Source organism: Enterococcus sp. DIV1279b (genome assembly GCF_050531515.1).
GTDB classification, from domain to species: domain Bacteria; phylum Bacillota; class Bacilli; order Lactobacillales; family Enterococcaceae; genus Enterococcus_D; species Enterococcus_D casseliflavus.
Genome location: NZ_CP172891.1, coordinates 3,532,841 through 3,557,810, shown reverse-complemented (window position 1 = coordinate 3,557,810; position 24,970 = coordinate 3,532,841). Strand labels below are relative to the sequence as shown.

The 24,970-nt window shown below is 43.8% G+C and carries 14 protein-coding genes; 8 read left to right on the top strand and 6 right to left on the bottom strand.

Annotated features, from left to right (window positions below; genetic code table 11):
- The first annotated feature begins 53 nt into the window (after nucleotides 1-53).
- A complete protein-coding gene (locus IGI71_RS16850) occupies nucleotides 54-1,130 on the top strand; it encodes an FAD:protein FMN transferase (protein ID WP_430615994.1) in 1,077 nt (358 codons plus the stop codon).
- A 12-nt stretch (nucleotides 1,131-1,142) separates the two neighbouring features.
- Complete coding sequence (menA, locus tag IGI71_RS16845) at nucleotides 1,143-2,096, top strand: 1,4-dihydroxy-2-naphthoate polyprenyltransferase (protein WP_015510612.1); 954 nt, start codon at nucleotides 1,143-1,145, stop codon at nucleotides 2,094-2,096.
- 326 nt (nucleotides 2,097-2,422) lie between these two features.
- On the opposite strand, the gene IGI71_RS16840 is transcribed toward menA, so the two are convergent.
- On the bottom strand, nucleotides 2,423-3,385 hold the full coding sequence (locus IGI71_RS16840; RefSeq protein ID WP_430615993.1) for a biotin--[acetyl-CoA-carboxylase] ligase: 963 nt from the start codon (nucleotides 3,383-3,385) through the stop codon (nucleotides 2,423-2,425).
- Between the two features lie 433 nt (nucleotides 3,386-3,818).
- On the opposite strand from IGI71_RS16840, the gene rpoB reads away from it, so the two are divergent.
- Nucleotides 3,819-7,436, top strand: coding sequence for a DNA-directed RNA polymerase subunit beta (rpoB, locus tag IGI71_RS16835; protein ID WP_008381746.1), 3,618 nt, complete (start codon nucleotides 3,819-3,821; stop codon nucleotides 7,434-7,436).
- An 87-nt stretch (nucleotides 7,437-7,523) separates the two neighbouring features.
- The gene (gene rpoC, locus IGI71_RS16830) at nucleotides 7,524-11,174 is read left to right on the top strand and encodes a DNA-directed RNA polymerase subunit beta' (RefSeq protein ID WP_015510610.1); all 3,651 of its coding nucleotides are present in this window, start codon (nucleotides 7,524-7,526) and stop codon (nucleotides 11,172-11,174) included.
- Nucleotides 11,175-11,404: 230 nt separating this feature from the next.
- Here rpoC and IGI71_RS16825 read toward each other — a convergent pair whose 3' ends face one another.
- Nucleotides 11,405-12,811 carry a helix-turn-helix domain-containing protein gene (locus IGI71_RS16825; RefSeq protein ID WP_194185552.1) on the bottom strand — a complete coding sequence of 469 codons (1,407 nt, stop codon included), beginning with the start codon at nucleotides 12,809-12,811 and terminating at the stop codon, nucleotides 11,405-11,407.
- A gap of 298 nt (nucleotides 12,812-13,109) precedes the next feature.
- On the opposite strand from IGI71_RS16825, the gene IGI71_RS16820 reads away from it, so the two are divergent.
- Complete coding sequence (locus IGI71_RS16820) at nucleotides 13,110-18,302, top strand: Spy0128 family protein (RefSeq protein WP_430615992.1); 5,193 nt, start codon at nucleotides 13,110-13,112, stop codon at nucleotides 18,300-18,302.
- 81 nt (nucleotides 18,303-18,383) lie between these two features.
- Here IGI71_RS16820 and IGI71_RS16815 read toward each other — a convergent pair whose 3' ends face one another.
- The gene (locus tag IGI71_RS16815; RefSeq protein ID WP_081117230.1) at nucleotides 18,384-19,055 is read right to left on the bottom strand and encodes a prepilin peptidase; all 672 of its coding nucleotides are present in this window, start codon (nucleotides 19,053-19,055) and stop codon (nucleotides 18,384-18,386) included.
- 125 nt (nucleotides 19,056-19,180) lie between these two features.
- Here IGI71_RS16815 and IGI71_RS16810 point away from each other — a divergent pair, with 125 nt between their 5' ends.
- Nucleotides 19,181-19,669, top strand: a complete 489-nt coding sequence (locus IGI71_RS16810) for a Dps family protein (protein WP_005230382.1) — start codon at nucleotides 19,181-19,183, stop codon at nucleotides 19,667-19,669.
- Nucleotides 19,670-19,710: 41 nt separating this feature from the next.
- Here the strand turns inward: IGI71_RS16810 and argH are convergent, their stop codons facing one another.
- Nucleotides 19,711-21,090 (bottom strand): argininosuccinate lyase, encoded by a 1,380-nt coding sequence (gene argH / locus IGI71_RS16805; protein ID WP_081117231.1) that lies wholly within the window; start codon nucleotides 21,088-21,090, stop codon nucleotides 19,711-19,713.
- Between the two features lie 54 nt (nucleotides 21,091-21,144).
- Entirely contained in the window at nucleotides 21,145-22,359 is a 1,215-nt protein-coding gene (locus IGI71_RS16800) for an argininosuccinate synthase (RefSeq protein ID WP_005233014.1), read from the bottom strand.
- Nucleotides 22,360-22,765: 406 nt separating this feature from the next.
- Here IGI71_RS16800 and rplM point away from each other — a divergent pair, with 406 nt between their 5' ends.
- Together rplM and rpsI are read left to right on the top strand one after the other, a co-directional pair.
- Entirely contained in the window at nucleotides 22,766-23,212 is a 447-nt protein-coding gene (gene rplM / locus IGI71_RS16795; RefSeq protein WP_301280258.1) for a 50S ribosomal protein L13, read from the top strand.
- A 15-nt stretch (nucleotides 23,213-23,227) separates the two neighbouring features.
- A complete protein-coding gene (rpsI, locus tag IGI71_RS16790; RefSeq protein ID WP_003128901.1) occupies nucleotides 23,228-23,620 on the top strand; it encodes a 30S ribosomal protein S9 in 393 nt (130 codons plus the stop codon).
- 87 nt (nucleotides 23,621-23,707) lie between these two features.
- Here the strand turns inward: rpsI and IGI71_RS16785 are convergent, their stop codons facing one another.
- On the bottom strand, nucleotides 23,708-24,934 hold the full coding sequence (locus IGI71_RS16785; protein WP_137264743.1) for a tyrosine-type recombinase/integrase: 1,227 nt from the start codon (nucleotides 24,932-24,934) through the stop codon (nucleotides 23,708-23,710).
- Nucleotides 24,935-24,970 lie beyond the last annotated feature (36 nt).

Here is a 24,970-nt window from a genome sequence, read left to right as displayed (position 1 = left end):
GCCAAAAAAAGGCTATTATATGAAGGTTGAAGACAATAGAAAAGAGGAAAATCATGAAAAAGAAAGTAACGTTTTTTCTGATGTTTGTTTTTTTAGGCACAATGTTGGCAGCCTGTGGCAGTGATCAGGAAGCAACGACGCTGCGCGAAGAACCATATTTTCAAGAAGAATTTTTATTAGGTACGTATACTCGGATTCGCATTTATGATGAAGGCAAAGAGGACGCTATGAAGCCTGCCTTTGACCGCATCAGAGAGTTAGGCGATAAAATCACCATCAACCAAGCAGGGTCAGAGATCGATGAAATCAATGCGCAAGCTGGCATCAAGCCAGTGAAGGTCTCAGATTATATCTATTATTTGTTGAAAGAAGCCTATGATTATAGTGTGAAATCAGAAGGCGGCTTTAATATGGCCATCGGTGCGATCACCCAATTATGGCGAATCGGCTTTGATGATGCCCGCAAGCCAGAGCAATCTGAGATCGATGAAGCGTTGAAACATATCAATTATGAACAAGTCGAGTTTAACGACGAAGACCACACGGTGTATTTAAAAGACAAGGACATGATCCTTGACCTTGGGGCGATCGCCAAAGGCTACATCACGGATGAAGTCGTCAAAGTGCTGAAGGACAATGGCGTGACTTCCGCGATCGTCGATTTGGGCGGGAATGTCTATGTGTTAGGTCATAGCAACCGCGGTGCAGATGAGCCATGGAATGTCGGAATCCAAGATCCAAACAAATCTCGCGGCTCGATTATCGGCAGTATCAAAGAAACCAATAAAACAGTAGTTACTTCAGGGATCTACGAACGCTACTTAGAAGTAGACGGCAAAACGTATCACCATATTTTTGATTCTGAGACTGGCTATCCTTACGATAGCGATGTAGCAAGTGTGACTGTGATCACTGACAAATCCATCGATGGTGACGGGTTGACTACGGTGGCGTTTGATAAAGGAGTCAAAGAAGGCTTGGCTTATATCGAACAGCATACCGAAAAGGGAACCGATGCGATCTTTATCACAAAAGAAGATAAAGTGTACGTAACAGACGGCATCAAAGATACCTTTGAGCTTTCAGAGGAATCAGGCTACACGATGGGTGATCGTGCTGATTTAGAATAGGAGGAGTGAAAGATGTCTCTTTCAGTGTTTTTAGAAGTGGTGGAGATCCGCACCAAGGTGGCGAGTGTCTTCCCCTTCATTATGGGTGTGTTGTTCTCGTTGGTGTATTTTCATGAATTTCATCCGTTGAATACTGTGATTTTTTTTCTGGGGATGCTGCTGTTTGATTTGACGACGACGTCCATCAACAATTATATGGATTTCAAAAAAGCCAAATCAGAGACCTACAAATACCAGCACAATGTGATCGGGCGCGAAAACATCTCAGAAGCTACTGTTCGCAATCTGATTTTTGCGATGCTGGCAGGAACCTTACTGATCGGTCTTTACTTGACCTTTGTTACCGGCTGGCTGCTGCTAGTGATGGGGCTGGTGGTTTGTTTTATCGGGGTCTTTTATACCTTTGGCCCCATTCCGTTATCGCGAATGCCTTTAGGCGAGGTGTTCAGCGGTGTAACGATGGGATTAGGGATTTTTGCCATCACGATCTATATCAATACCATTGATCAAAAAGTGTTTTATCTGGCACTGGATTTTGCGAACGGAACCTTTGGCTTAGTGGGGAATCTCTGGGCTGTGTGTGCCATCGTGTTGGCATCCTTGCCGTTGATTTTCACGATTGCTGACATCATGTTAGCCAATAACTTACGGGATCTGGAAGCTGATATCGAAAACCATCGCTACACGCTGGTGTACTACATCGGTCGCGAAGCAGGTATCCGTCTGTTTCAAGGCATGATGTTGGCGTCTTATGCCGCTATTTTATTGGGCCTCTTATTTGGCCTCTTTCAATGGCCGATTTTGCTCGTGTTTCTGACACTGCCAAAAATCCGTCAAAACTTGAAAGAACATCAAGCCAGCCTGCCCCACCCACGTAGCTTCGGCTATTCGATTAAAAACATGATTTTATTCAACAGCAGCTATGCCTTGGGCTTGCTTTTGTGCCTGCTGTGGCAATTGCTGTAAAAGAAAAGATCGACCGGCTCTTGAAAGAGCAGGTCGATCTTTTTTATGTGGGGAATGAAAGAGCGCATAAAAACTGTAGAAAAGACATGATAAAAGAACAAGCATCCTACTTATTATGAAAAGATGAGGCTCGCTTTCTCTGCGATCCTGATTGCAACAGTAAAGTTGTGGTGACAGTAGCTAAACCCGATAGAAAGGGGAGCTGCCTAGGTTGTTCTTTTGTATGACCCCTCGGAATAAGCAGGTCTGTTTATGGAGCATTTATGCTTGACTGATTCCTTACGAAAGCAGCGAATCAGCAAGCGGATTTGCGACTTTTCTCAGCATCAATACCGTTCCAAACTGATTTCTCCAGAAGAAAGCACCTTGCGCTCCGTTGCTGTTTCCACCACTAATTCACCGGTGTTAGTAATGTCTTTGGCGATTCCTTCATAGGTCACACCTTGTTGTGTAAACTGAACGGTGCGGCCCAAAACGAAGGATTTCTGCCGATAGCGGGCCATATAATCCATGTCAGGCAGTTGCGCCAATAATTGGAAGAACCGACGCCAAATTTCTTGAATCAACGCGGCTCGAGAAAAGGTTGGATACTCTTCACCAGAAAAGAGTGAGGTCGCTTTTTCCCGAATCTCTGCTGGAAACTGCTGTTGCGGAATCGAAAAACTGATGCCGATACCGATTACAACCGAGGTAATGCGGCCTGTTTCAAAGTCACTGGTTGCTTCAGATAAAATACCGCAGATTTTTTTTCCATCTAAGTACAGATCGTTGACCCACTTAATGGCCGTTTCCTTCATTAGAAGGGCATCGATGGCTTCTGCGACTGCCACCGCTGCCAAAACGGTATATTGCGGCAATTCTTGAAACGCTTGGTTTGGTTTTAAGAGCAAGCTCATGTAGATCCCTTGTTTTTTCGGTGAGAAAAATGGTCGTTCGAAGCGACCATGACCGCCTGTTTGCGTTTCGGTCAAAAAAAGGGCGGGGGTTGTCAGTCCACTGTCCAAAGCGGCGATCTTGGCTTCTTTCATGGTGGACTCAACAGCATCCTTGATTTGAATCGTGGGGATCATCGGCAAGGCGGCTGCAAGTGCTGCTTGATCGTAGCGGTCAGCGGAGACAAAGCGATAGCCGTTGGCCAAGTGTTCGAAATGATAGCCTTCTTTCTCAAGTTCTTTAATGGCTTTCCAGACTGCTGTACGAGAGATCGAAAAGGCTTGGGCTAGTTTTTCTCCGGACAGTACAGTATCTTCTTTTTGTAATAAGGTCAGTATTTTTTCTTTTGTCGTCATAAGGATATCCTTCCTAATGTTTCACGTGTAACGTTTTCGTTAGCATAGCAAGAAATCGGCAAAAAGCAAAGTAGTTTCTTACGAAAAACAGTCCGCACTCGGTTCGTTTTTTTCTTTAGAAAATCTTAGGAAATGGGTGCGTCAGAAAAGTATTGTAACTTCCAATGAAAGCTTGACAGAAAAGTACTTCATCTGTATAATAAGGAGTTGCAAAAACTATCTGAACGAAAAAAGCAGAAACGAAATATTGTCCGTTTCGGCTTAGGAATAAGGAAACAAAAGTAGAAAATGCCCAATGCATCCGTTCTATTTTTGGTTTTTTTTTGCCTAAAAGCCGCAAAAAATGCTTTCTGTAACCTATATTTAATATTTGTTACAGTTTTGTAAATAATCGGATAGCCTTTTTGAAAGACTTTATGAAGAGGTGAAGAGCTTGGCTGGACACGTAGTAAAATACGGAAAGCATCGCGAACGTAGAAGTTTCGCACGGATCAGTGAAGTATTAGAATTACCGAATTTGATTGAAATTCAAACCGACTCTTACCAATGGTTCCTAGATGAGGGCCTAAGAGAAATGTTTGAAGATATTTTGCCAATCGAAGGATTCAACGGTAACTTGTCCCTAGAATTTGTGGATTATGAATTGAAAGAACCAAAGTATACAGTAGAAGAAGCCCGTGCCCATGATGCAAACTATTCGGCACCATTACATGTTACTTTGCGTTTGACGAACCGTGAAACCGGGGAAATCAAATCCCAAGAAGTATTCTTTGGTGATTTCCCATTAATGACTGAACAAGGAACCTTTATCATCAACGGGGCAGAACGGGTTATCGTTTCTCAGTTGGTCCGCTCTCCAGGTGTATATTTCCATGGCAAAGTCGATAAAAACGGCAAAGAAGGCTTTGGTTCAACTGTTATCCCTAACCGCGGTGCGTGGTTAGAAATGGAAACTGATGCCAAAGATATCTCTTACGTACGGATTGACCGTACCCGTAAAATTCCTTTGACGGTCTTAGTCCGTGCCCTAGGGTTTGGTTCTGATGACACGATCTTTGAAATTTTCGGCGACAGTGAATCATTGCGCAACACGATCGAAAAAGACTTGCATAAAAACGCAAGCGATTCTCGTACCGAAGAAGGATTGAAAGATGTTTACGAACGTCTTCGTCCAGGCGAGCCAAAAACAGCAGACAGCTCACGTAGTTTGCTGAACGCACGTTTCTTCGATCCAAAACGTTACGACTTAGCAAATGTTGGTCGTTACAAAGTAAACAAAAAATTAGACTTGAAAACACGTCTATTGAACTTGACCTTAGCAGAAACCTTGGTTGACCCTGAAACAGGCGAGATTATTGTTGAAAAAGGCACTGTTTTGACTCACCAAGTCATGGAAACACTAGGCGCATTTATCGATAATGGCCTAAACAGTGTAACGTACTATCCATCAGAAGATGGGGTCGTTACCGAACCAATGACCGTCCAAGTCATCAAAGTCTTTTCACCAAAAGATCCAGAACAAGAAGTCAACGTGATCGGTAATGGCTATCCAGATACTGCTACACGTACGGTTCGTCCAGCAGACATCATTGCTTCAATGAGCTACTTCTTCAACTTGATGGAAGGCATCGGCAATGTCGATGACATCGACCACTTAGGAAACCGTCGGATTCGTTCTGTTGGTGAATTATTGCAAAACCAATTCCGGATCGGGCTTGCTCGGATGGAACGTGTCGTGCGTGAACGGATGTCGATCCAAGACACCGAAACCTTGACACCGCAACAATTGATCAATATTCGTCCGGTTGTCGCAAGTATCAAAGAATTCTTTGGTTCTTCTCAGTTGTCACAGTTCATGGACCAAACAAACCCACTGGGTGAGTTGACCCATAAACGTCGTCTATCTGCCTTAGGACCTGGTGGTTTGACCCGTGACCGTGCCGGCTATGAAGTCCGAGACGTTCACTATTCCCACTATGGCCGTATGTGTCCGATCGAAACGCCTGAGGGACCAAACATCGGGTTGATCAACAGCTTGGCCTCTTATGCCAAAGTCAACAAGTATGGCTTCATTGAAACCCCATACCGTCGAGTTGACCGCGAAACAGGCCGTGTTACTGATAAGATCGATTACTTGACTGCCGATACCGAAGACCACTACGTTGTGGCCCAAGCAAACAGCTTGTTAAATGAAGACGGCTCTTTTGTAAACGACGTTGTTATGGCACGTGCTACTTCTGAAAACTTGGAAGTTTCGATCGATAAAGTCGACTACATGGACGTATCACCAAAACAAGTAGTCGCAGTCGCAACCGCATGTATTCCTTTCTTGGAAAACGATGACTCCAACCGTGCCTTGATGGGTGCCAACATGCAGCGGCAAGCTGTACCATTGATCAATCCGAAAGCACCTTGGGTTGGTACTGGTATGGAATACAAATCAGCACATGACTCAGGAGCTGCTTTGTTATGTAAACATGATGGGATCGTAGAATACGTGGATGCAGCCGAAGTGCGCGTTCGTCGTGACAATGGCGCATTGGACGTTTATTCTGTTACCAAATTCCGTCGTTCAAACTCAGGAACCAGCTACAACCAACGTCCATTAGTAGCACTTGGTGAAAAAGTGGAAAAAGGCGACATCTTAGCAGATGGCCCATCTATGGAACAAGGCGAAATGGCACTAGGACAAAACGTCTTAGTCGCATTCATGACTTGGGAAGGGTACAACTATGAAGATGCCATCATCATGAGCCGTCGTTTGGTGAAAGATGATGTTTACACTTCTGTCCATATTGAAGAATATGAATCAGAAGCCCGCGACACAAAATTAGGACCTGAAGAAATCACTCGCGAAATCCCGAACGTTGGGGAAGACGCATTGAAAGACCTAGACGAAATGGGGATTATCCGCATTGGTGCGGAAGTCAAAGATGGCGATCTTCTTGTTGGGAAAGTCACGCCAAAAGGGGTAACGGAACTTTCAGCAGAAGAGCGTTTATTGCACGCAATCTTTGGTGAAAAAGCCCGCGAAGTGCGTGACACTTCTCTACGTGTGCCTCACGGCGGCGGCGGAATCGTCCACGATGTCAAAATCTTTACCCGCGAAGCTGGCGATGAATTGTCACCAGGTGTGAACATGCTGGTTCGCGTTTATATCGTTCAAAAACGGAAAATCCATGAAGGGGATAAAATGGCCGGACGTCACGGAAACAAAGGGGTCGTTTCTCGCATTATGCCAGAAGAAGACATGCCTTTCTTACCAGATGGCACACCAGTCGATATCATGCTGAACCCATTAGGGGTACCTTCTCGGATGAACATTGGACAAGTATTAGAGTTACACTTAGGAATGGCTGCGCGTCAATTAGGCATTCACGTGGCAACACCAGTCTTTGATGGTGCCAGCGATGAAGATGTTTGGGCAACCGTTGCTGAAGCAGGAATGGCCAGCGATGCCAAAACAGTGCTTTACGACGGACGTACCGGCGAACCATTTGATGGCCGTATCTCCGTTGGTGTCATGTACATGATCAAATTGGCCCACATGGTCGATGATAAATTGCATGCCCGTTCCATTGGACCTTACTCATTGGTTACTCAACAACCATTGGGAGGAAAAGCCCAATTTGGTGGACAACGTTTCGGAGAGATGGAAGTTTGGGCACTGGAAGCATACGGTGCTGCTTACACCTTGCAAGAAATCTTGACCTACAAATCAGATGACGTGGTTGGTCGTGTGAAAACATACGAAGCGATCGTCAAAGGGGAACCAATTCCAAAACCAGGTGTACCAGAATCATTCCGCGTATTAGTAAAAGAATTGCAATCACTGGGTCTAGACATGCGTGTCCTAGATATCGATGATGCAGAGATCGAACTACGTGATATGGATGATGACGATGATGATTTGATCACCGTTGATGCCTTAACAAAATTTGCGGAGCAACAAACAGCCCGCGAATTAGAACAAAAAGCACAAACAGAAGCTAAAAATGCCGCCGACGCGTTGAACCAACAAATCGAGACAGCAGAAGATCGCTTGCAATAATAGACGGCCCTCGCTATTTCCGCCACCAGCGGAAATAGCCCCCGTTCTATCGGATATGTCCATGAAATGAAATGGAGGGAACCTTTTTTGATCGATGTAAATAAATTCGAAAGTATGCAAATCGGTTTGGCTTCTCCTGAAAAAATCAGAAGCTGGTCTTATGGTGAAGTAAAAAAACCAGAAACCATTAACTACCGTACGTTAAAACCTGAACGCGAAGGGTTGTTTGACGAGCGTATTTTCGGTCCAACCAAAGACTGGGAATGTGCTTGCGGCAAATACAAACGGATCCGCTATAAAGGCATCGTTTGTGACCGTTGCGGCGTGGAAGTAACACGTTCAAAAGTGCGTCGTGAACGCATGGGACACATTGAATTAGCAGCACCAGTATCACACATTTGGTACTTCAAAGGCATTCCTTCACGGATGGGTCTTGTTTTAGACATGAGCCCACGTGCATTGGAAGAAATCATCTACTTTGCTTCTTACGTAGTGATTGAACCAGGAAACACCAGCCTTGAGAAAAAACAACTATTGACTGAACGGGAATACCGTGAAAAACGTGACCAATACGGTCAAGAATTTTCAGCAGCGATGGGTGCCGAAGCCATCAAACAATTATTAGATGGCGTTGATCTTGAAGGCGAAGTTGCTGAATTGAAAGAAGAATTGAAAAACGCAACTGGTCAAAAACGGACCCGTGCGATCCGCCGTTTGGATATCTTAGAAGCATTCCGTGCTTCAGGAAACAAACCAAGCTGGATGGTCATGGACGTTATCCCAGTTATCCCGCCTGATTTGCGCCCAATGGTGCAATTAGAAGGTGGACGTTTTGCCACAAGTGACTTGAACGACTTGTATCGTCGTGTAATCAACCGTAACAACCGTTTGAAACGCTTGTTAGACTTGAATGCACCAAACATCATCGTTCAAAATGAAAAACGGATGTTGCAAGAAGCAGTCGATGCCTTGATCGATAACGGTCGTCGCGGCCGTCCAGTTGCAGGACCAGGGAACCGCCCATTGAAATCTCTTTCTCACATGTTGAAAGGGAAACAAGGTCGTTTCCGTCAAAACTTGCTAGGAAAACGGGTCGACTACTCAGGTCGTTCAGTTATCGTCGTTGGTCCATTCCTTAAAATGTACCAATGTGGTCTGCCAAAAGAAATGGCGATCGAATTGTTCAAACCATTCGTGATGCGGGAGCTTGTTTCTCGTGAAATCGCGTCAAACATCAAAAATGCCAAACGCAAAATCGAACGTCAAGAAGACGAAGTTTGGGATGTCTTAGAAGATGTCATCAAAGAACATCCAGTGCTATTGAACCGGGCACCTACGCTTCACAGATTAGGTATCCAAGCATTTGAACCAGTCTTAGTTGAAGGTCGTGCTATTCGTTTGCACCCACTTGTTTGTGAAGCCTACAATGCCGATTTCGATGGAGACCAAATGGCCGTTCACGTACCATTGAACGAAGAAGCGCAAGCAGAAGCACGTATGCTGATGTTAGCAGCCCAAAACATTTTGAATCCAAAAGACGGAAAACCAGTTGTAACACCATCTCAGGATATGGTCCTAGGGAACTACTACTTGACGATGGAAGAAGAAGGCCGTGAAGGGGAAGGCATGATCTTCCGTGACATGGACGAAGCAGTTACGGCATGGCGCAATGGCTACGTGCATTTACACACACGGATCGCCATCAATCCAAACACTTTAGGGGACAAACCATTCACGTCTGAACAAAAACAACGCTTGATGGTAACAACGGTAGGTAAAGTGATCTTCAACTCGATCATGCCGCCAGAATTCCCATTCTTGAACGAACCGACTGACTACAACTTGACGGTTCAAACACCAGACAAGTACTTTATTGAAGCTGGTACAGATGTGCCTGCCTTCATCAAAGAACAAGAGCTTGTTGGCCCATTCAAGAAGAAAAACTTAGGAAACATCATTTCAGAAGTCTTCAAACGTTTCCGCATCACTGAAACGTCACGCATGCTTGACCGCATGAAAGACTTAGGATACAGCCATTCAACAATGGCAGGTATCACCGTTGGTATCGCTGATATCATGAACTTGCACGAAAAACATGACATCATCGACAATGCCCACAAACAAGTAGAAACGATCACGAAACAATTCCGTCGTGGGTTGATTACCGATGACGAGCGTTATGAACGAGTTATTGGTGTTTGGAATGCAGCCAAAGATGAAATCCAGTTAAAACTGATGGAATCATTAGAAGCGAAAAACCCAATCTTCATGATGTCTGATTCCGGTGCCCGTGGTAACATCTCCAACTTTACTCAGCTTGCTGGGATGCGTGGATTGATGGCCGCGCCTAACGGACGAATCATGGAATTGCCGATCATCTCAAACTTCCGTGAAGGTCTATCTGTCTTGGAAATGTTTATCTCGACCCATGGTGCCCGTAAAGGGATGACCGATACCGCCTTGAAAACAGCCGATTCCGGTTACTTGACACGTCGTTTAGTTGACGTTGCCCAAGATGTCATCATCCGTGAAGACGATTGTGGTACTGACCGTGGTTTAGACATTCAAGCAATTCGCGAAGGAAACGAAATCATCGAATCCTTAGAAGAACGTTTGATTGGACGTTACACACGTAAATCAGTGATCCATCCTGAAACTGGCGAAGTCCTTCTAGGGGTCAATGAATTGATCACTGAAGATTTAGCTAAAGCCATCGTGGACGCTGGCATCGAAACAGTATCCATTCGCTCTGTCTTCACATGTAACACCAAACATGGTGTATGTAAACATTGTTATGGCCGCAACTTAGCCACTGGTTCTGAAGTTGAAGTTGGGGAAGCAGTCGGTACCATCGCTGCCCAATCAATCGGTGAACCTGGTACTCAGTTGACCATGCGTACCTTCCATACCGGCGGGGTTGCCGGAGACGATATCACGCAAGGTCTCCCTCGTGTCCAAGAAATCTTTGAAGCCCGTAATCCGAAAGGACAAGCGGTCATTACCGAAGTTACCGGAGAAGTCATCGATATCTCAGAAGACCCTTCAACTCGGACCAAAGAAGTGACCATCAAAGGGGAAACCGATACGCGTACGTATACCGTTCCTTATACTGCTCGGATGAAAGTAGCAGAAGGCGACTTTATCCATCGTGGTGCGCCATTGACGGAAGGATCGATCGATCCAAAACAACTGTTACAAGTTCGCGATGTCTTGTCTGTTGAAAACTACCTATTACGGGAAGTTCAACGCGTTTACCGGATGCAAGGGGTAGAAATCGGCGACAAACATATCGAAGTAATGGTTCGTCAAATGCTGCGTAAAGTCCGCGTCATGGATCCAGGTGATTCAGGCATCTTGCCAGGAACATTGTTGGATATCGCCGACTTTAAAGACCGCAACTACGACACATTGGTAGCCGGCGGCGTTCCTGCAACTAGCCGTCCAGTCCTATTAGGGATCACGAAAGCATCCTTGGAAACCAACAGCTTCTTGTCTGCTGCGTCCTTCCAAGAAACCACTCGTGTGTTGACCGATGCAGCGATCCGCGGCAAGAAAGATCCTCTTCTTGGATTGAAAGAAAATGTAATCATCGGTAAGATCATCCCAGCTGGTACTGGTATGCCTCGTTACCGTGAAATGGAACCAAAAGAAGTAACAGTTGCCAGCGAAAATGTCTACAGCATCTCAGACATCGAAGCACAAATGGCTGCTGAAGACGCATTGAACAGCCAAAACTAATCAATGCCCAGCACCTGATTGACTCAGTGTGACGGAAAAGCTTGTCATTCTTCGGAATGGCAAGCTTTTTTTGTAGTTATATAGGATCAAATGTTGAACGCTCTTGGCATACTAAAAAGCCCCGCCAAAAGTGAAACGAAGCTTGTATCCTCAGAAGTTGCTCTAACTTCTGAAGGGATAGCACTTCAATAGCTCCTTTTGAGGGGCTTTTTTGTTTTTCATCGGTCTTCCTACCGTTTTTGTAAATTGGCGATCCCTTTTTCCTGAATCTGCTGCGCAATAAAAGCCAAGTCATTTGAAGTCAGATTGATATCCGCATAATGAAACAGATTTTTTCTACTGGAAGGTGTCAGATTGCCGATGATCAGATCATAGGTCTCATCCAGCATAGTCAGAGAAAACGAATCGAGGGGATTTAAGATCGTGATCGTTAGCTGATAGGGAATAAACTGCTGGATCTTTGTTTGGATAAATTCCGTATGATAACTATTCGTATCATAAAACAAGGCTAAGCGAAAGCCAGCATTGGCGTCGATGATTTCTTTGGCAAAATTGGGAAAAGAAGTATGAAAAATATAAATCAGGTAATTGATCGTACTTGGTCGAATGATCGGTAAACTCGAATGGGTCAAAAGCTGAACGATGTCTTGGTTGACTGCTTGCTGAACAAAATCACAATTAGCAACAAAGCGGGCGAAGCGATCATCCAAAATGCAGTAAAGAACCTGCAGATTGATCCCAAGAAAATAGGAAAAGACGACGGCATCCAGCTTTTCTTCAAAATTGCTTTCGCGGTAGTTGTATTTTCGAAACAATTGCTTCGTCAAATGATAAAATTCTTGTTTGGTTTTGCGAAAGACAGCGGGGTCTTGCCCAATGTGCGTCGTGACATAGCCAACCATTTTTTCTACATAGGCACGGGTATAGCCAGTAAATTCACTCAAGTCGATTTTTTCTAAAAAATACTCGATATGATTCGCATTGGTTTCAGAGGCAGCAAAACGGTCACGCTTCGTATTGATATAGATGACAAAAGCGATCTTTTTGATATCGGAAAAATAGAGATTTAAGGGCGTCGCTGCTGCCATAATATGGGCGATTTTCAAAAATTCCTGTTCTTGATTGATGTTGGCGTCGATAAATTCATATTGGTATTTCTCCAAGAAGAAAATCAGAAAAAATTGGCGAATATTCTTTTCATTGCCTTTTAACTGGATAGGTTTGGTTGCGATAAAGAAATCAAAAGGAGCTAGGATCAAGTTGATCCTCTTAATTAAACGAATAATCGATGATTTGCTTAAATTTAATTCCAGCGCCAGCATATCATAACTGGTAAAACTGGAAGAAAACAATAATTCCAGTAATTGAAACGCAGAAGAACGGTTCAAAAAGTGGCTGTAAATATCCAAACGAGTAGCAAAGGGATGTAAGTGCAAGCGAACCGCTGAAAAATCATCAAATTGTAAGTCCAGAAACGAAAATTCATTGTCAATTTCTGCGATATAGGTTTTTGCTGAGGACATGGAGATAGAAAATTTCAGTGCTAAATCGTGAAGACTGGTCCCTTGATCGTCCAATAAATACTCAATCAGCTGTAGTTTCTTTTGTGAAGTGGATGATAACAATTTCCGTAACATATTTTCCTCCAAGCCTCCTTTTGACTAAATAGTATCACGTTTTTACATGTATTCAAAAAAATTACCTGTTGAATTTTTTTTGAATACATCACCACGTGATAATTTGGGAAAATAGAAGTGTGGGATAGTAGTAACACGTTTGATGCAAGTAGCAAAGACCTAAATCGTAGAATCATGGGGAGGGGGAAAAAAGCAGTTGTTTGTTGGGATATCTTGCTCACTGTTGAACAATTTTATTCGTGGAGCACTTCCGAAATCAATTGAATAAAAAAACTTTATACAAAAGGAATGAATAATCATGAAAAAGCCATTTTCTATCTATATATGTTTGCTGGTGTTGCTTGGTTCAATTATTTGTGAACCAACGATCATATTAGCAGAAGCACTTAACGCAACCGATAGCACGCAACGGACGACAGAAACGCTAGCAAGTAGCGAAGCAGAGAGCGAAACGATCGATTCGGAAAAAGCACCGACGGACTCATCTGGGACAGAGGAAACACAACCTACGACTACTCAATCTACAGAAGCACCAACTACCGTCCCTAGCGAGAGTCAAGAAACCCAAGCATCTTCGACATTGAATCAAAACAGTATTCAACCGCGAGCACCAGATGCTGAGGCGGAAACGGAAGCTTCGGCTACCGCGGAGAATCTTAGTGCCAACCTAAATGAACGGGGCGTGCAGCTATTTGATAATGTTCGGATCACTGACTTAAACGATCAACCCTTCACTGCCGAAAATCCACCGATGTATAACGGCAACATCAAAATCCATTTTGACTGGTCGTTAGCAGACACGGAAGAAATTCGCGCAGGCGATTATTATACGTATCAATTGCCAGACTATTTTGCCATTCATAATACCGTTAGCGGCGAATTGACTCGTTCTGGCGGACAATCGATCGGAACCTTTACCTTGGATCATGATGGTACATTGACTGTCACGTTTAATGAGGCCGCACAGACATTATCCAATCGTTCGGGAACCATTGATCTGATCACGGAATTAAGTGTGAGTACTGTTACTGAAGAAGTGACGATTCATACTGGGATCTACGATGAAGATGGTCATGAGATCATCATTACATTGCCGATTTATGAAGTCGATATCATTAAGACTGGTAATGTGACTTCCAGCGGTTCAGTGGTCTGGGAAATTATTTTTAACCAAACCAGTCGTGAATTGCACGATGTGGTGATCACCGATAAGATGCCCCAAGGCTTATCTTATAGTACCTCGACGGGCTACTTGTACGATGAAGCTACCAAGGAGTGGGTTCGTACCGATGGCTTATATACCTTTAACAGCGTCAACAACACGTTTACCTTCAATCAAACCGTCAATCAACCGGTCCGCATCGTCATCAATAGTGCAGTCACCGATCCAACGGCTTCTTCTTTCAAAAACACGGCAACAATCAACGGTAGCGATTTTACAGAAAAAACCGCAGAAGCAACGGTGACCTATGATGAACAATCAGAATACAAACGGTTTAAAGGGTATGATCAAGAAACGAAACGTGCGTCATGGGAAATTTCCGTCACATTGGACAAAGACCAAGCCAAAGTTTTGGATCAGACCTATTCAGGAACGGATCCTGAAAAAGCCCTGCACTTTTTTGTGCCAGAAACTTTGGTGATCACAGACAAAGATGGCAACTCGATTCCAGCAGAAGATTGGTCCTTTGATGGGACGTACCAGCTGGACAAAGAGGGGGAAATCGTACGCTTTGGTATTACGTTTGCCAAAGCTGGTTACTACAAGATTCAATACGATACCCAGCTGTATGAATCGGTTTTAGCCGATACCCGTATTTACAACTACGCTTCGGTCCGCGACAATCAAAATACCTCGTTGACGGGCAGTGGGATCGTGACGCCAACCAAAACGATCGGTGTCGTGAAAACAGCTGGCACCAAAGATTATGAGACAAAGACTGTCGTATGGAAGATTGATGCCAATACGAATCAGCAAACAGTTAGCGACCTGATCATCGAAGACCGCTATCAATTGATTTCTGGCGCAAACAGCAGCGCACTGGCCTTGTTGGCGGATACGCTGGTAGTGACGGCGAGCGGCGTGACCGAGCCTTTGGTTCTTGATACCGACTATACGCTGGAGCTGATCAAAGAAACGAAAACACTGACGGACGGCACAACGAAGGAACTTGAGACGGGTTTTCGCATCAAGTTGCAAGGGGCGTACCAAACGACCTCGGCAACGATCACTGTTAATTTTAAAACCAGCTTCGATGTTTCACAGCAGATCGCATTAGGAAGTTCTAGCAGCCGGTTTAGTAATGCAGCGTTTGTCCATTATAAAGACGAAGCTGGCAATACGTTCACGGAAGCTTCTGAAACCAATACATGGATGGACACCAGTTGGTTAAAAAATGCCTTGAAATACGGCCTATTTATTGGTGAAGGGGAAGATGTCGCTAAAGCGATTACCGCCGTATTAGGTCGGAATCTAGGAACTATTTTTGATGAGCAGACCGCTTCGAGCGATCAAGTCTATTGGATGGGGCTATTCAATACGTACAAAGAAAAAATCAACAAAGATGCAGTCATCACTGACCAGCTGCAAGAAGGCCAAACCTTGAAAGACTTGGTGCTTTACACGGTCACAGTAACTGGGTATACGACGCAAGTCAGAGCGCTGAAAGAACAATTGGTGGAGAACGAGGATTACATCTACACCTATGATCCTGATACGAAGAAAGTTACGATCACCTTGCTGAAAGAAACGTCTGAAACACTGGCGGTCTTCTTGGCAACCGAAGCAGCTGAAGAGGTATTTACCTACAAAAATACCATCACATTGACGGACAATGACACAACCTTGACTGCCGATGGCCAAGTCGACAAGTCCGCAAAAACGGACTGGTTGATGAAAAACGGCAGCCAGAATGCCGACAACAATCGATTGATTGATTGGGAAATCATGATCAACGCTGACAGTCGCAAAATCCACAATGCGGTAGTCACCGATACCATCAACTACAATCAGCACACCTTTTTACGCGATGCCAACGATGCCGTGATCGTAGAGGTGTATGAAGCGGTCTTAAACAATGGCACTTGGGAAAAAGGAGAAAAAGTCACCTTCACCAACGAGGACAATCCGAAAATCACCTCGGATGTGGTAGCAGGGACGCAATCGTTAGTGATCGCTTTTGAAGAAATGATTGATAAACCGTACTTTATCGTTTATCAAACACAGCTTGATCCTGGGATTTTGAACAATGAACGGGTGGCCAATAGTGTCAATTTAACGGGTAGTGAGATCGAGATTCACACAGTGACCAAAGAAATCACCATCAAATCGACAGACGGCAGCGGAACCTCTTCTGGTACGAACGGCTCCTTGACGATCGTGAAATACGATGCAGATGGCACCAAAGAACGAGGGATCGATGAAGAAGCAGTTTTCCAATTAAGCCGCAAAAATGCGCAAAATACCTATGAAGTCATCTTGTCGAATCTGGTGGTCAAAAACAATCAGATCATGGAAAACGGCAACGCCATTGATCGGATCGACAATCTGCGTTACGGCGATTATATGATCCAAGAAATCACCGCACCAGAAGGATACGAACGAGATGCGACTCAGTACACCTTCACTATCTCTGATAAAGAAGTCAATTATGTCTTTGAGCTAGCCAACAAGCGAGAAATCAAAGAAACGACCCATGCTTTGAATGTCCAGAAGCTGCTTCATGGACGCGAGCTGAAAGACGGCGAATTTACTTTCTACCTGGTGGATGAAACTGGCTCTGTGATTCTAACCCAAACCAATGACGGTAACGGTCAAGTCACTTTTGACGACATCACTTACAACGAGCCTGGCGATTACCATTACACGATTCGGGAAAAAGCCGGCGATGATCCAACCATCACCTATACTGACAAAGAACTAAAGGTAACTGTGACGGTGACAGAAGAAGACAGTCAGTTGATTGCGACAGCAGTCTATGAAGGCAATCAAGTCTTTGAAAATGACTATACACCAAAAGCTGGCAGTGTCGTTTTGAATGCTGAGAAAATTTTGACGGGTCGAAGCTTGCAGGCAGAAGAATTTGACTTTGAACTAGTTGATGAAGCAGGAACTGTGCTTCAGACAAAAGCCAATGATGCCACGGGCAAGATCTACTTTGACGCTATTCCTTACGATAAAGCAGGTGAATACCGCTACACCATCCGTGAGAAAGCCGGAACTGACGACACCATCACCTACGATGCAAAAGAACTTGCGGTAGTTGTGACCGTCACGGATGAAGACGGGGAGTTGACTGCAGTAGCGGAATATGAAGGCAATCAAGTCTTCGAAAACAGCTATCAACCAAAAGCTGGTAGTGTCGTACTAAGTGCCGAGAAAGTCTTAACTGGTCGTACCTTACAAGCAAATGAATTCGATTTTGAACTAGTCGATGAAGCAGGCAACGTACTTCAGACAAAAGCCAATGATGCCACTGGCAAGATCTACTTTGACGCGCTCCCTTACGAGGAAACAGGTGAGTACCACTATACCATCCGTGAGAAAGCAGGAATCGATGGCACGATTACGTACGATAGGAAAGAACTGGCGGTAGTTGTCACTGTAACGGATGAAGACGGACAGCTCACGGCAGTTGCGGAATACGAAGGCAATCAAGTCTTTGAAAACAGCTATCAACCACAAGCTGGCAGTGTCGTACTAAGTGCCGAGAAAGTCTTAACTGGTCGTACACTACAAGCAAATGAATTCGCCTTTGAACTAGTCAATGAAGAAGGCAACGTACTTCAAACAAAAGCCAATGACGCAACCGGCAAGATCTACTTCGATGCTCTCGCATATGATGAAGCAGGCGAATACCACTACACCATCCGTGAGAAAATAGACAGCGATGGCACCATCACCTACGATACAAAAGAGCTGGCGGTAGTTGTGACCGTGACGGATGAAGCTGGACAGCTCACGGCAGTTGCCGAATACGAAGGCGATCAAGTCTTCGAAAACAGCTACCAACCACAAGCTGGCAGTGTCGTACTAAGTGCGAAGAAAGTCTTGACGGGTAGAGACTTGCAAGCCAACGAATTCGCATTTGAATTAGTGGATGAAGCTGGAAAGGTTCTGCAAACCAAACACAATGACGCAAATGGAACGATTACCTTTGATGCATTGACGTATGACGATGCTGGGGAACATCGTTACACGATTCGTGAAAAAGCTGGCAACGACGCCACGATCATCTATGATGAAACCACCTATCAAGTAACGGTCACCGTCAAAGATCAAGCAGGAAAATTGGTGGCTGAAGCGGAGCAAACGGCAGAGATGGTATTCAACAATCGTGTCAAAGAAGGCAAAACACCGAAGCCGGGAACTGACAACTTACCGAAAACCAATGACACCACGACCGCTGGTTGGGTCGTCTTGGGACTGTTGTTAGTAGTAATCGCAGTAGGCATCTACCTTGATCGCAAAAAACGGACGCCGTTATCATAGGCAGGGGAAGCAACAGAGCAGAAAGAGAAAGCGGGATGAGGCCAACTTGTCCCGCTTTTTCCTGTCCCGTTTTTCTTCACTTCAAAGAAAAAAACCGTCAAAAGTATGAAACGCTAGGAAGCGAACAGTCAGCAAACCCAGACTCAAGAAGGGGACGAAGGGCAACTGCGCCAATCGTTTCTTCCAGATGCCTTGATAGCTAAAAAAAGCGAGGAGACCGAGACTGCTGGCTACTAGTAAGAGGGCCAAAAGTGTCTTTGGCGCTAGCCAAGTGCCCCAGCCTGCCAGCACTAAGAGATCACCGCCGCCCATTTTTTCCTGCCAGACAAAAAAGACCAGTGGAACCAGCAAGCCTAAAGACAGCCATTGAAAAGAAGCGCCGCTTCTAAGCTGTGCCAGCGCTAGCAGTAGGTGGGCGGGGTACAGCAGTTGCGGGTAGACGCTATAGTCTATCAAGTCGGTCAAGCTGAGTAAAAAGGCACTGGTCAGCCAGACAAAAGCCAGGAAGCTTTCTGAAGCATGAAAGGCAACCCCGCAAAGTCCGCCATAGCATATGCAAGCGAAGACCCAATAAAGCGGGGATGAAAGCCATCTTGTAGGAAGGAGAAGAAACCAATGGTTATCCGAAACTTTGTTCACTTTCTGGTAGTGAGAACGAGAATCACTTTTTGGTAGATTCCAAAACAGGGTTTGTAAGAGCAAAAGCCAAAAGAAGCCGAGTAAAGCGCCTAAAAAAAACACGAAAATCGTCATTTTTCGTACCCCCTCATAAAGAAATACGTAAGAGAGTGAGAAATTTTCTCAAATAGATGATTTTGTTGTACTTTTTATTTGTTTCGTATTATCCTTAAAATAGATAATTTAGAGGAGGAATCGTTATGAAATTTGAACAAACAAAAGAAGTATTAAACCAACTTGTTGCTGATTTAAGCCAAATGGCTATGGTCGTTCACCAAACACACTGGTACATGCGTGGACCTGGCTTTTTGACATTGCATCCAATGATGGACGAATTCATGGATGATCTAAATGAGCAATTGGATGAAGTTTCTGAACGCTTGATTACATTAGACGGTTCACCATATTCAACTTTGCGTGAAATGGCAGAACACACTCAAATCCCTGATGAAGTCGGCAACTGGGACCGCACGATTCCAGAACGCTTAGCTACATTGGTGGAAGGCTACCGTTACTTAGCGGACTTATACCAAAAAGGGATCGAAGTATCTGGTGAAGAAGGCGACGATCCAACCCAAGATATCTTCATCGGCTTCAAAACAGCCATCGAAAAACGTATTTGGATGATCCAAGCGCACTTAGGCGAAGCGCCATTGATCGATCCAGCGAAATCTCGCGTACGTCATTAATCAACAAAAAAACCAGCGAAGAATTTTCTTCGCTGGTTTTTTTACTTGCTTGTTAATAACGTTTTGGCGGCTTCAATTTGCTGTGCCACTTGATTAAAACCGGTGCCGCCATAGGAATGACGATTTTTGACGGCGGTGTAGGAGTCAAGTTTTTCAAAAATATCGCTGTCGATGGCAGGATGGATCGCTTGGTAGTCTTCCAAGGAAACATCTTGCAGATAGATGCCTTTGGTCAAGCACTCGCTGACGAGTTTGCCGACAATCTCATGTGCTTGTCTGAAAGGCACGCCTTTGCCAGCTAAGTAATCCGCTAATTCTGTTGCGTTGGAAAAATCCTTTTCAGTGGATTCTTGCATCCGTGCTTGATTGACCTTCATCGTTGCGATCATGCCCGTCATGATCTGCAAGCTTTTCGTGATGGTTTCGGCACTGTCAAACATACCTTCTTTGTCTTCTTGGAAATCTTTGTTGTACGCCAGCGGCAAGCCCTTCATGACCGTCAAAAGACCAAAGAGGTTCCCATAGACACGTCCTGTTTTTCCACGGATCAGCTCCGCCATGTCAGGGTTTTTCTTTTGAGGCATGATGGAACTGCCAGTGGAGAAGGTATCGGTCAGTTCCACGAATTGGTACTCGTGGCTGCACCAAAGAATCAGCTCTTCACAAAAACGAGACAGATGCATCATCAATAAAGAGGCGTTGCTTAAAAATTCCAAGATAAAATCACGATCGCTGACCGCATCTAGGCTGTTGCTGTAAATATTGCTGAACCCTAACTCTTGAGCAGTGAAGGCGCGATCGATAGGGAAGGTAGTTCCTGCCAAAGCAGCACTGCCTAAAGGCATCACATCGATGCGGCTCAAACTCTCACTGAAACGCTCTTGGTCACGCGTCAGCATACTGTAATAGGCTAAGAGGTGATGGGCAAAAGAAATCGGCTGTGCATGCTGCAGATGGGTATAACCGGGCATGATGGTGTAGATGTTGGCTTCGGCTTGTAAAACCAGCGCTTCTCGCAACTCAGCGATCAAAGTGATCACCTCTTGCACGACTTCTTTCAAATACAAATGCATATCGGTCGCCACTTGGTCATTACGACTACGGGCAGTATGCAATTTGCCTGCCACTGGTCCAATCAATTCATGCAAGAATGTCTCGATGTTTAAATGGATGTCTTCATTTTCAATCGTGAAGGTCAATTCGCCAGCGGCTAATTGCTGTTGAATCGTGGTCAAGCCGCCAATGATCGCTTCGCCATCGGTTTGACTGATGATGCCCGTATGGACCAGCATTTTGACATGGGCCAAACTGCCAAGAATGTCTTGCTTTGCTAACTTTTGATCAAACGTGATGGAAGCCCCAAAAGCATCGATCCATGCTTCATTTTTCCCATCGAAACGTCCGCCCCATAATTTTGCCATATTCTCACCTCAAAAAAAGATTACGGCTGAAGCGGCAGCTTCAGCCGTGCATACTTAAATCAATGTTTCTGTTAGTTGCTGTTGTGCTTGGATCTCAGCGTGCACTTTGCTTGGCAGTCCCCATAATTTGATGAAGCCGATGGCCGCATGCTGATCAAAGGTATCTGCAGAAGTATACGTTGCTAAGTTTTCATCGTACAAGCTGTTTTCAGATTTCCGTCCTTCACAAATGACATTGCCTTTGAACAATTTCAAACGCACGATCCCGTTGACGTAGACTTGCGTGCTTTTCAGGAAGGTAATCAAGGCTTCCGTCAATGGATTGAACCAAAGACCATCATAGATGACTTGGGCTAATTGCTGCTCGATGATTGGTTTGAAATGCGCCAATTCCCGTACAAAGACCAAATCTTCCAATTCTTTATGAGCCGTCATCAAAGCGATCGCTCCTGGACATTCATAAACTTCCCGTGATTTGATTCCCACCAGACGATTTTCGATATGGTCGATCCGACCAACGCCATGCTCGCCAGCCATTCGGTTTAGTTTCATGATCAATTCTGCTAGATTCATCGTTTCGCCATCAATGGCGGTCGGTACCCCTTGATCAAAAGTGATCTCAACGATCGTTGGTACGTCAGGAGTATCTTCTAATTCTTGCGTGATGGCGTAGGCTCCTTTTGGCGGTGTTGCCCAAGGATCTTCTAAGACGCCGCACTCACAGGCACGTCCCCACAAGTTTTGGTCGATGGAATATGGATTGTCCAAGTCAGCGGGAATCGGCACTCCTTTTTCCGCTGCATAGGCAATTTCTTCTTCTCGGGACCATTTCCATTCCCGAACCGGTGCGATGACTTTCAAGTGAGGCGCTAAAGCAGCGATCGCCACTTCAAACCGAACTTGGTCGTTGCCTTTACCAGTACAGCCGTGGGCGACGGTCGTTGCGCCAGTCGCTAATGCCAACTCCACCAATTTCTTGGCAATCAATGGACGAGACAAAGCGGAAACAAGAGGATAAGAATTTTCATAAAAAGTATTGCCTTGTAAAGCGATCAAAGCAAAATCTTGGGCGAATTCTTCGCGGGCATCGATGGCATAAGATTCAATCGCGCCAACTGCCAAAGCTTTGTCTTTAATGGATTGGGTGTCGCGACCTTCACCGATGTCTAGGCAGCAAGCCACCACATCATATCCTTGGTCCGTTAACCATTTAATTGAAACGGAGGTATCTAATCCTCCAGAATAGGCCAATATTACTTTTTCTTTCATACTTATTAACTCCTTTTCCGCGTGTTTTCAAGTGATTGAAGCTATCTTATCAGAATAAAAATAATAAATCAAGGGTAAAATTAAATATTTATACATAAAAGTGGTGATTATCAGGTTTTTATACTATTATCGATGGTTAAGGAAAAGAAGTGGATGCTCACTTTGTTAATGAAAGTTTATACATAATATTCATTATGGTATTCAGTTTTAGAAACCTGCAACAACAAGTTTCGTTTTTCAGAGAAAATGGCAGAAAACGAATGGAGAAAATTTTCAAAAAGAGGCGGAATTACGTTGACATTAGGCTTTATAGAAGGTATTATGTTATATGGTATTGTTTGCCCCACAAGAGCCCCGGAAACTCAAGTGTATGTCAAACATTCGTGAAATTGAATTGGAGGAAAAAATTGTGCGTACAACATATATGGCCAAACCAGGCGAAGTAGAACGTAAATGGTACGTAGTAGATGCAACAGATGTTCCTATGGGTCGTCTTTCAGCAGTAGTAGCATCTGTCTTACGTGGTAAAAATAAACCAACATTCACACCTCATGTGGATACAGGCGATTTCGTAATCGTCATTAATGCAGAAAAAATCAAATTAACAGGTAACAAAGCAAGCGATAAAATTTATTACCGTCACTCAAACTTCCCAGGAGGATTGAAATCAGTCTCTGCTGGAGAATTACGTGCTAAAAATTCTCGTCGTTTGATCGAAACTTCTGTAAAAGGCATGCTTCCTAAAAACACTTTAGGCCGTAAACAAGGAATGAAACTTCATGTTTATGCTGGCGCTGAACACCCACATGCTGCACAACAACCAGAAGTATTGGACATCACAAACTTAATCTAATAGGAGGGAATTTCATTGGCACAAGCTCAATATATCGGCACTGGCCGTCGTAAAAATGCAGTAGCCCGCGTACGTTTAGTACCAGGTACTGGTAAAATTACTGTTAACAAAAAAGATGTTGAAGAATACATCCCACACGCAGACTTGCGTGAAGTAATCAACCAACCATTCGGCGTTACAGAAACTAAAGGTTCATACGATGTTTTTGTAAACGTAAATGGTGGTGGATACGCTGGACAATCAGGTGCAATCCGTCACGGTATCGCACGCGCATTGTTACAAGTTGATCCTGATTTCCGTTTAGCTCTTAAACGTGCTGGCTTACTTACTCGTGACGCACGTATGGTTGAACGTAAAAAACCAGGTCTTAAGAAAGCTCGTAAAGCTTCACAGTTCTCAAAACGTTAGTATTCTATTTATATCAATGTTTCAGGACACTTTTCAATTATTTGGAAAGTGTCTTTTTTATAATAAGAACACATTTGAGAACACACATTAATCACAATTATTTAATCCTTTTTGGAATGCTTCAAAAACGGATTTATCAACTACGTCAGGTGTGTTCACGTATATTTTTGTAGTAGAAATATCCGAGTGCGTTAAAGCATTAGAAATTTGATTCATATTTGCTCCGCCTTGCCTAGCTATAGTTGCATAGGTATGACGAAGTTTGTGTGGAGATAAGTGAGCCAATTCAGGATGCCTTTTTTTTATTGAATTAATTCGATAGTTTAGGTAGTCAGGGTGTACAGGACAATTTACTTCTCCAGAAGGTTTGGAGTAAGTAAAGAGATACTGGTCAGGTGTTTGTATAATTTTTAGTTCCAACAATTGTTCAGCCTGAGCCGATTTCCATTCACTTAATAATGTCATTACAATTTCTGGTACTTGAATAACGGTATCTTTCCGGCCTTTTGTATATGTCTTTCTTTGGTATTTATCTAAAGCATGTTTGAGACGAACCGTATGTTTATTAAAATCAATATACTTCCATTGCAGAGCATAAGTTTCACTTTTCCTATCACCGAGATATAAAGTAAGCATGAAAAGTGTATAGTCGTGAAGGGAAAGTAAGTTATTACTCAAGTCTGTGTTTACTGCTTTCATCCAATCAGTCAGCTCTTTTGATGATAACGCTTGATTACCGTCCCGTATCCTTTTTTCTTCTAAAGCAACTTTTTTAGGTGCGGTAATACATTGAATAATTTTAGTAGTTCGATTAAACTCGATATAATTTAGTATTTCTGCGACATCGAACACAGAACGAACATAACCTTTGATTATTTTTATATTTGCGTATTCTTTTGATTTCTTCGTTAATTCATCTGATATTATCTCAGTATTTGCATTTAGATAATTCATTGGATATTCACCAAACATTGGAAGGATGTGCAAACGGAATATATCTTTAGTATTACTAATTGTTACATTACTCGGTGCCCTATTTGATCTAGTGGTTTGACCTAGTTCATATCTAGGAAGCCATTTTAATTCATAGAAATTCTTAAACTTCATTTGTCCTTTTAATTCAAATGAATTTGCATTCTCCTCTCTTAAGACTCTTTCAATCTTCTTTTTCATTTCATTTTCGGCTTTAATAGCTGATTGCCTAGTTGGGAATACTTTTTGATACTTTTCTGATGCTATTCCAGTGATTTCTCTGAATTTTTTTGGATACCTCAGATTGGTTTTGTACTTCCCATTTGAAAGTTTTGTAGGCAAATTTCCTCACTCCTTTAAAAAGTAAGGCAGCATATT

Bases quoted from the DNA above. Each gene is read 5' to 3' on its own strand.
- argH (WP_081117231.1), bottom strand. From the start codon at position 21,090: ATGGCAAAATTATGGGGCGGACGTTTCGATGGGAAAAATGAAGCATGG.
- IGI71_RS16815 (WP_081117230.1), bottom strand. From the start codon at position 19,055: ATGACGATTTTCGTGTTTTTTTTAGGCGCTTTACTCGGCTTCTTTTGG.
- menA (WP_015510612.1), top strand. From the start codon at position 1,143: ATGTCTCTTTCAGTGTTTTTAGAAGTGGTGGAGATCCGCACCAAGGTG.
- IGI71_RS16800 (WP_005233014.1), bottom strand. From the start codon at position 22,359: ATGAAAGAAAAAGTAATATTGGCCTATTCTGGAGGATTAGATACCTCC.
- IGI71_RS16820 (WP_430615992.1), top strand. From the start codon at position 13,110: ATGAAAAAGCCATTTTCTATCTATATATGTTTGCTGGTGTTGCTTGGT.
- IGI71_RS16840 (WP_430615993.1), bottom strand. From the start codon at position 3,385: ATGACGACAAAAGAAAAAATACTGACCTTATTACAAAAAGAAGATACT.
- IGI71_RS16850 (WP_430615994.1), top strand. From the start codon at position 54: ATGAAAAAGAAAGTAACGTTTTTTCTGATGTTTGTTTTTTTAGGCACA.
- IGI71_RS16810 (WP_005230382.1), top strand. From the start codon at position 19,181: ATGAAATTTGAACAAACAAAAGAAGTATTAAACCAACTTGTTGCTGAT.
- IGI71_RS16825 (WP_194185552.1), bottom strand. From the start codon at position 12,811: ATGTTACGGAAATTGTTATCATCCACTTCACAAAAGAAACTACAGCTG.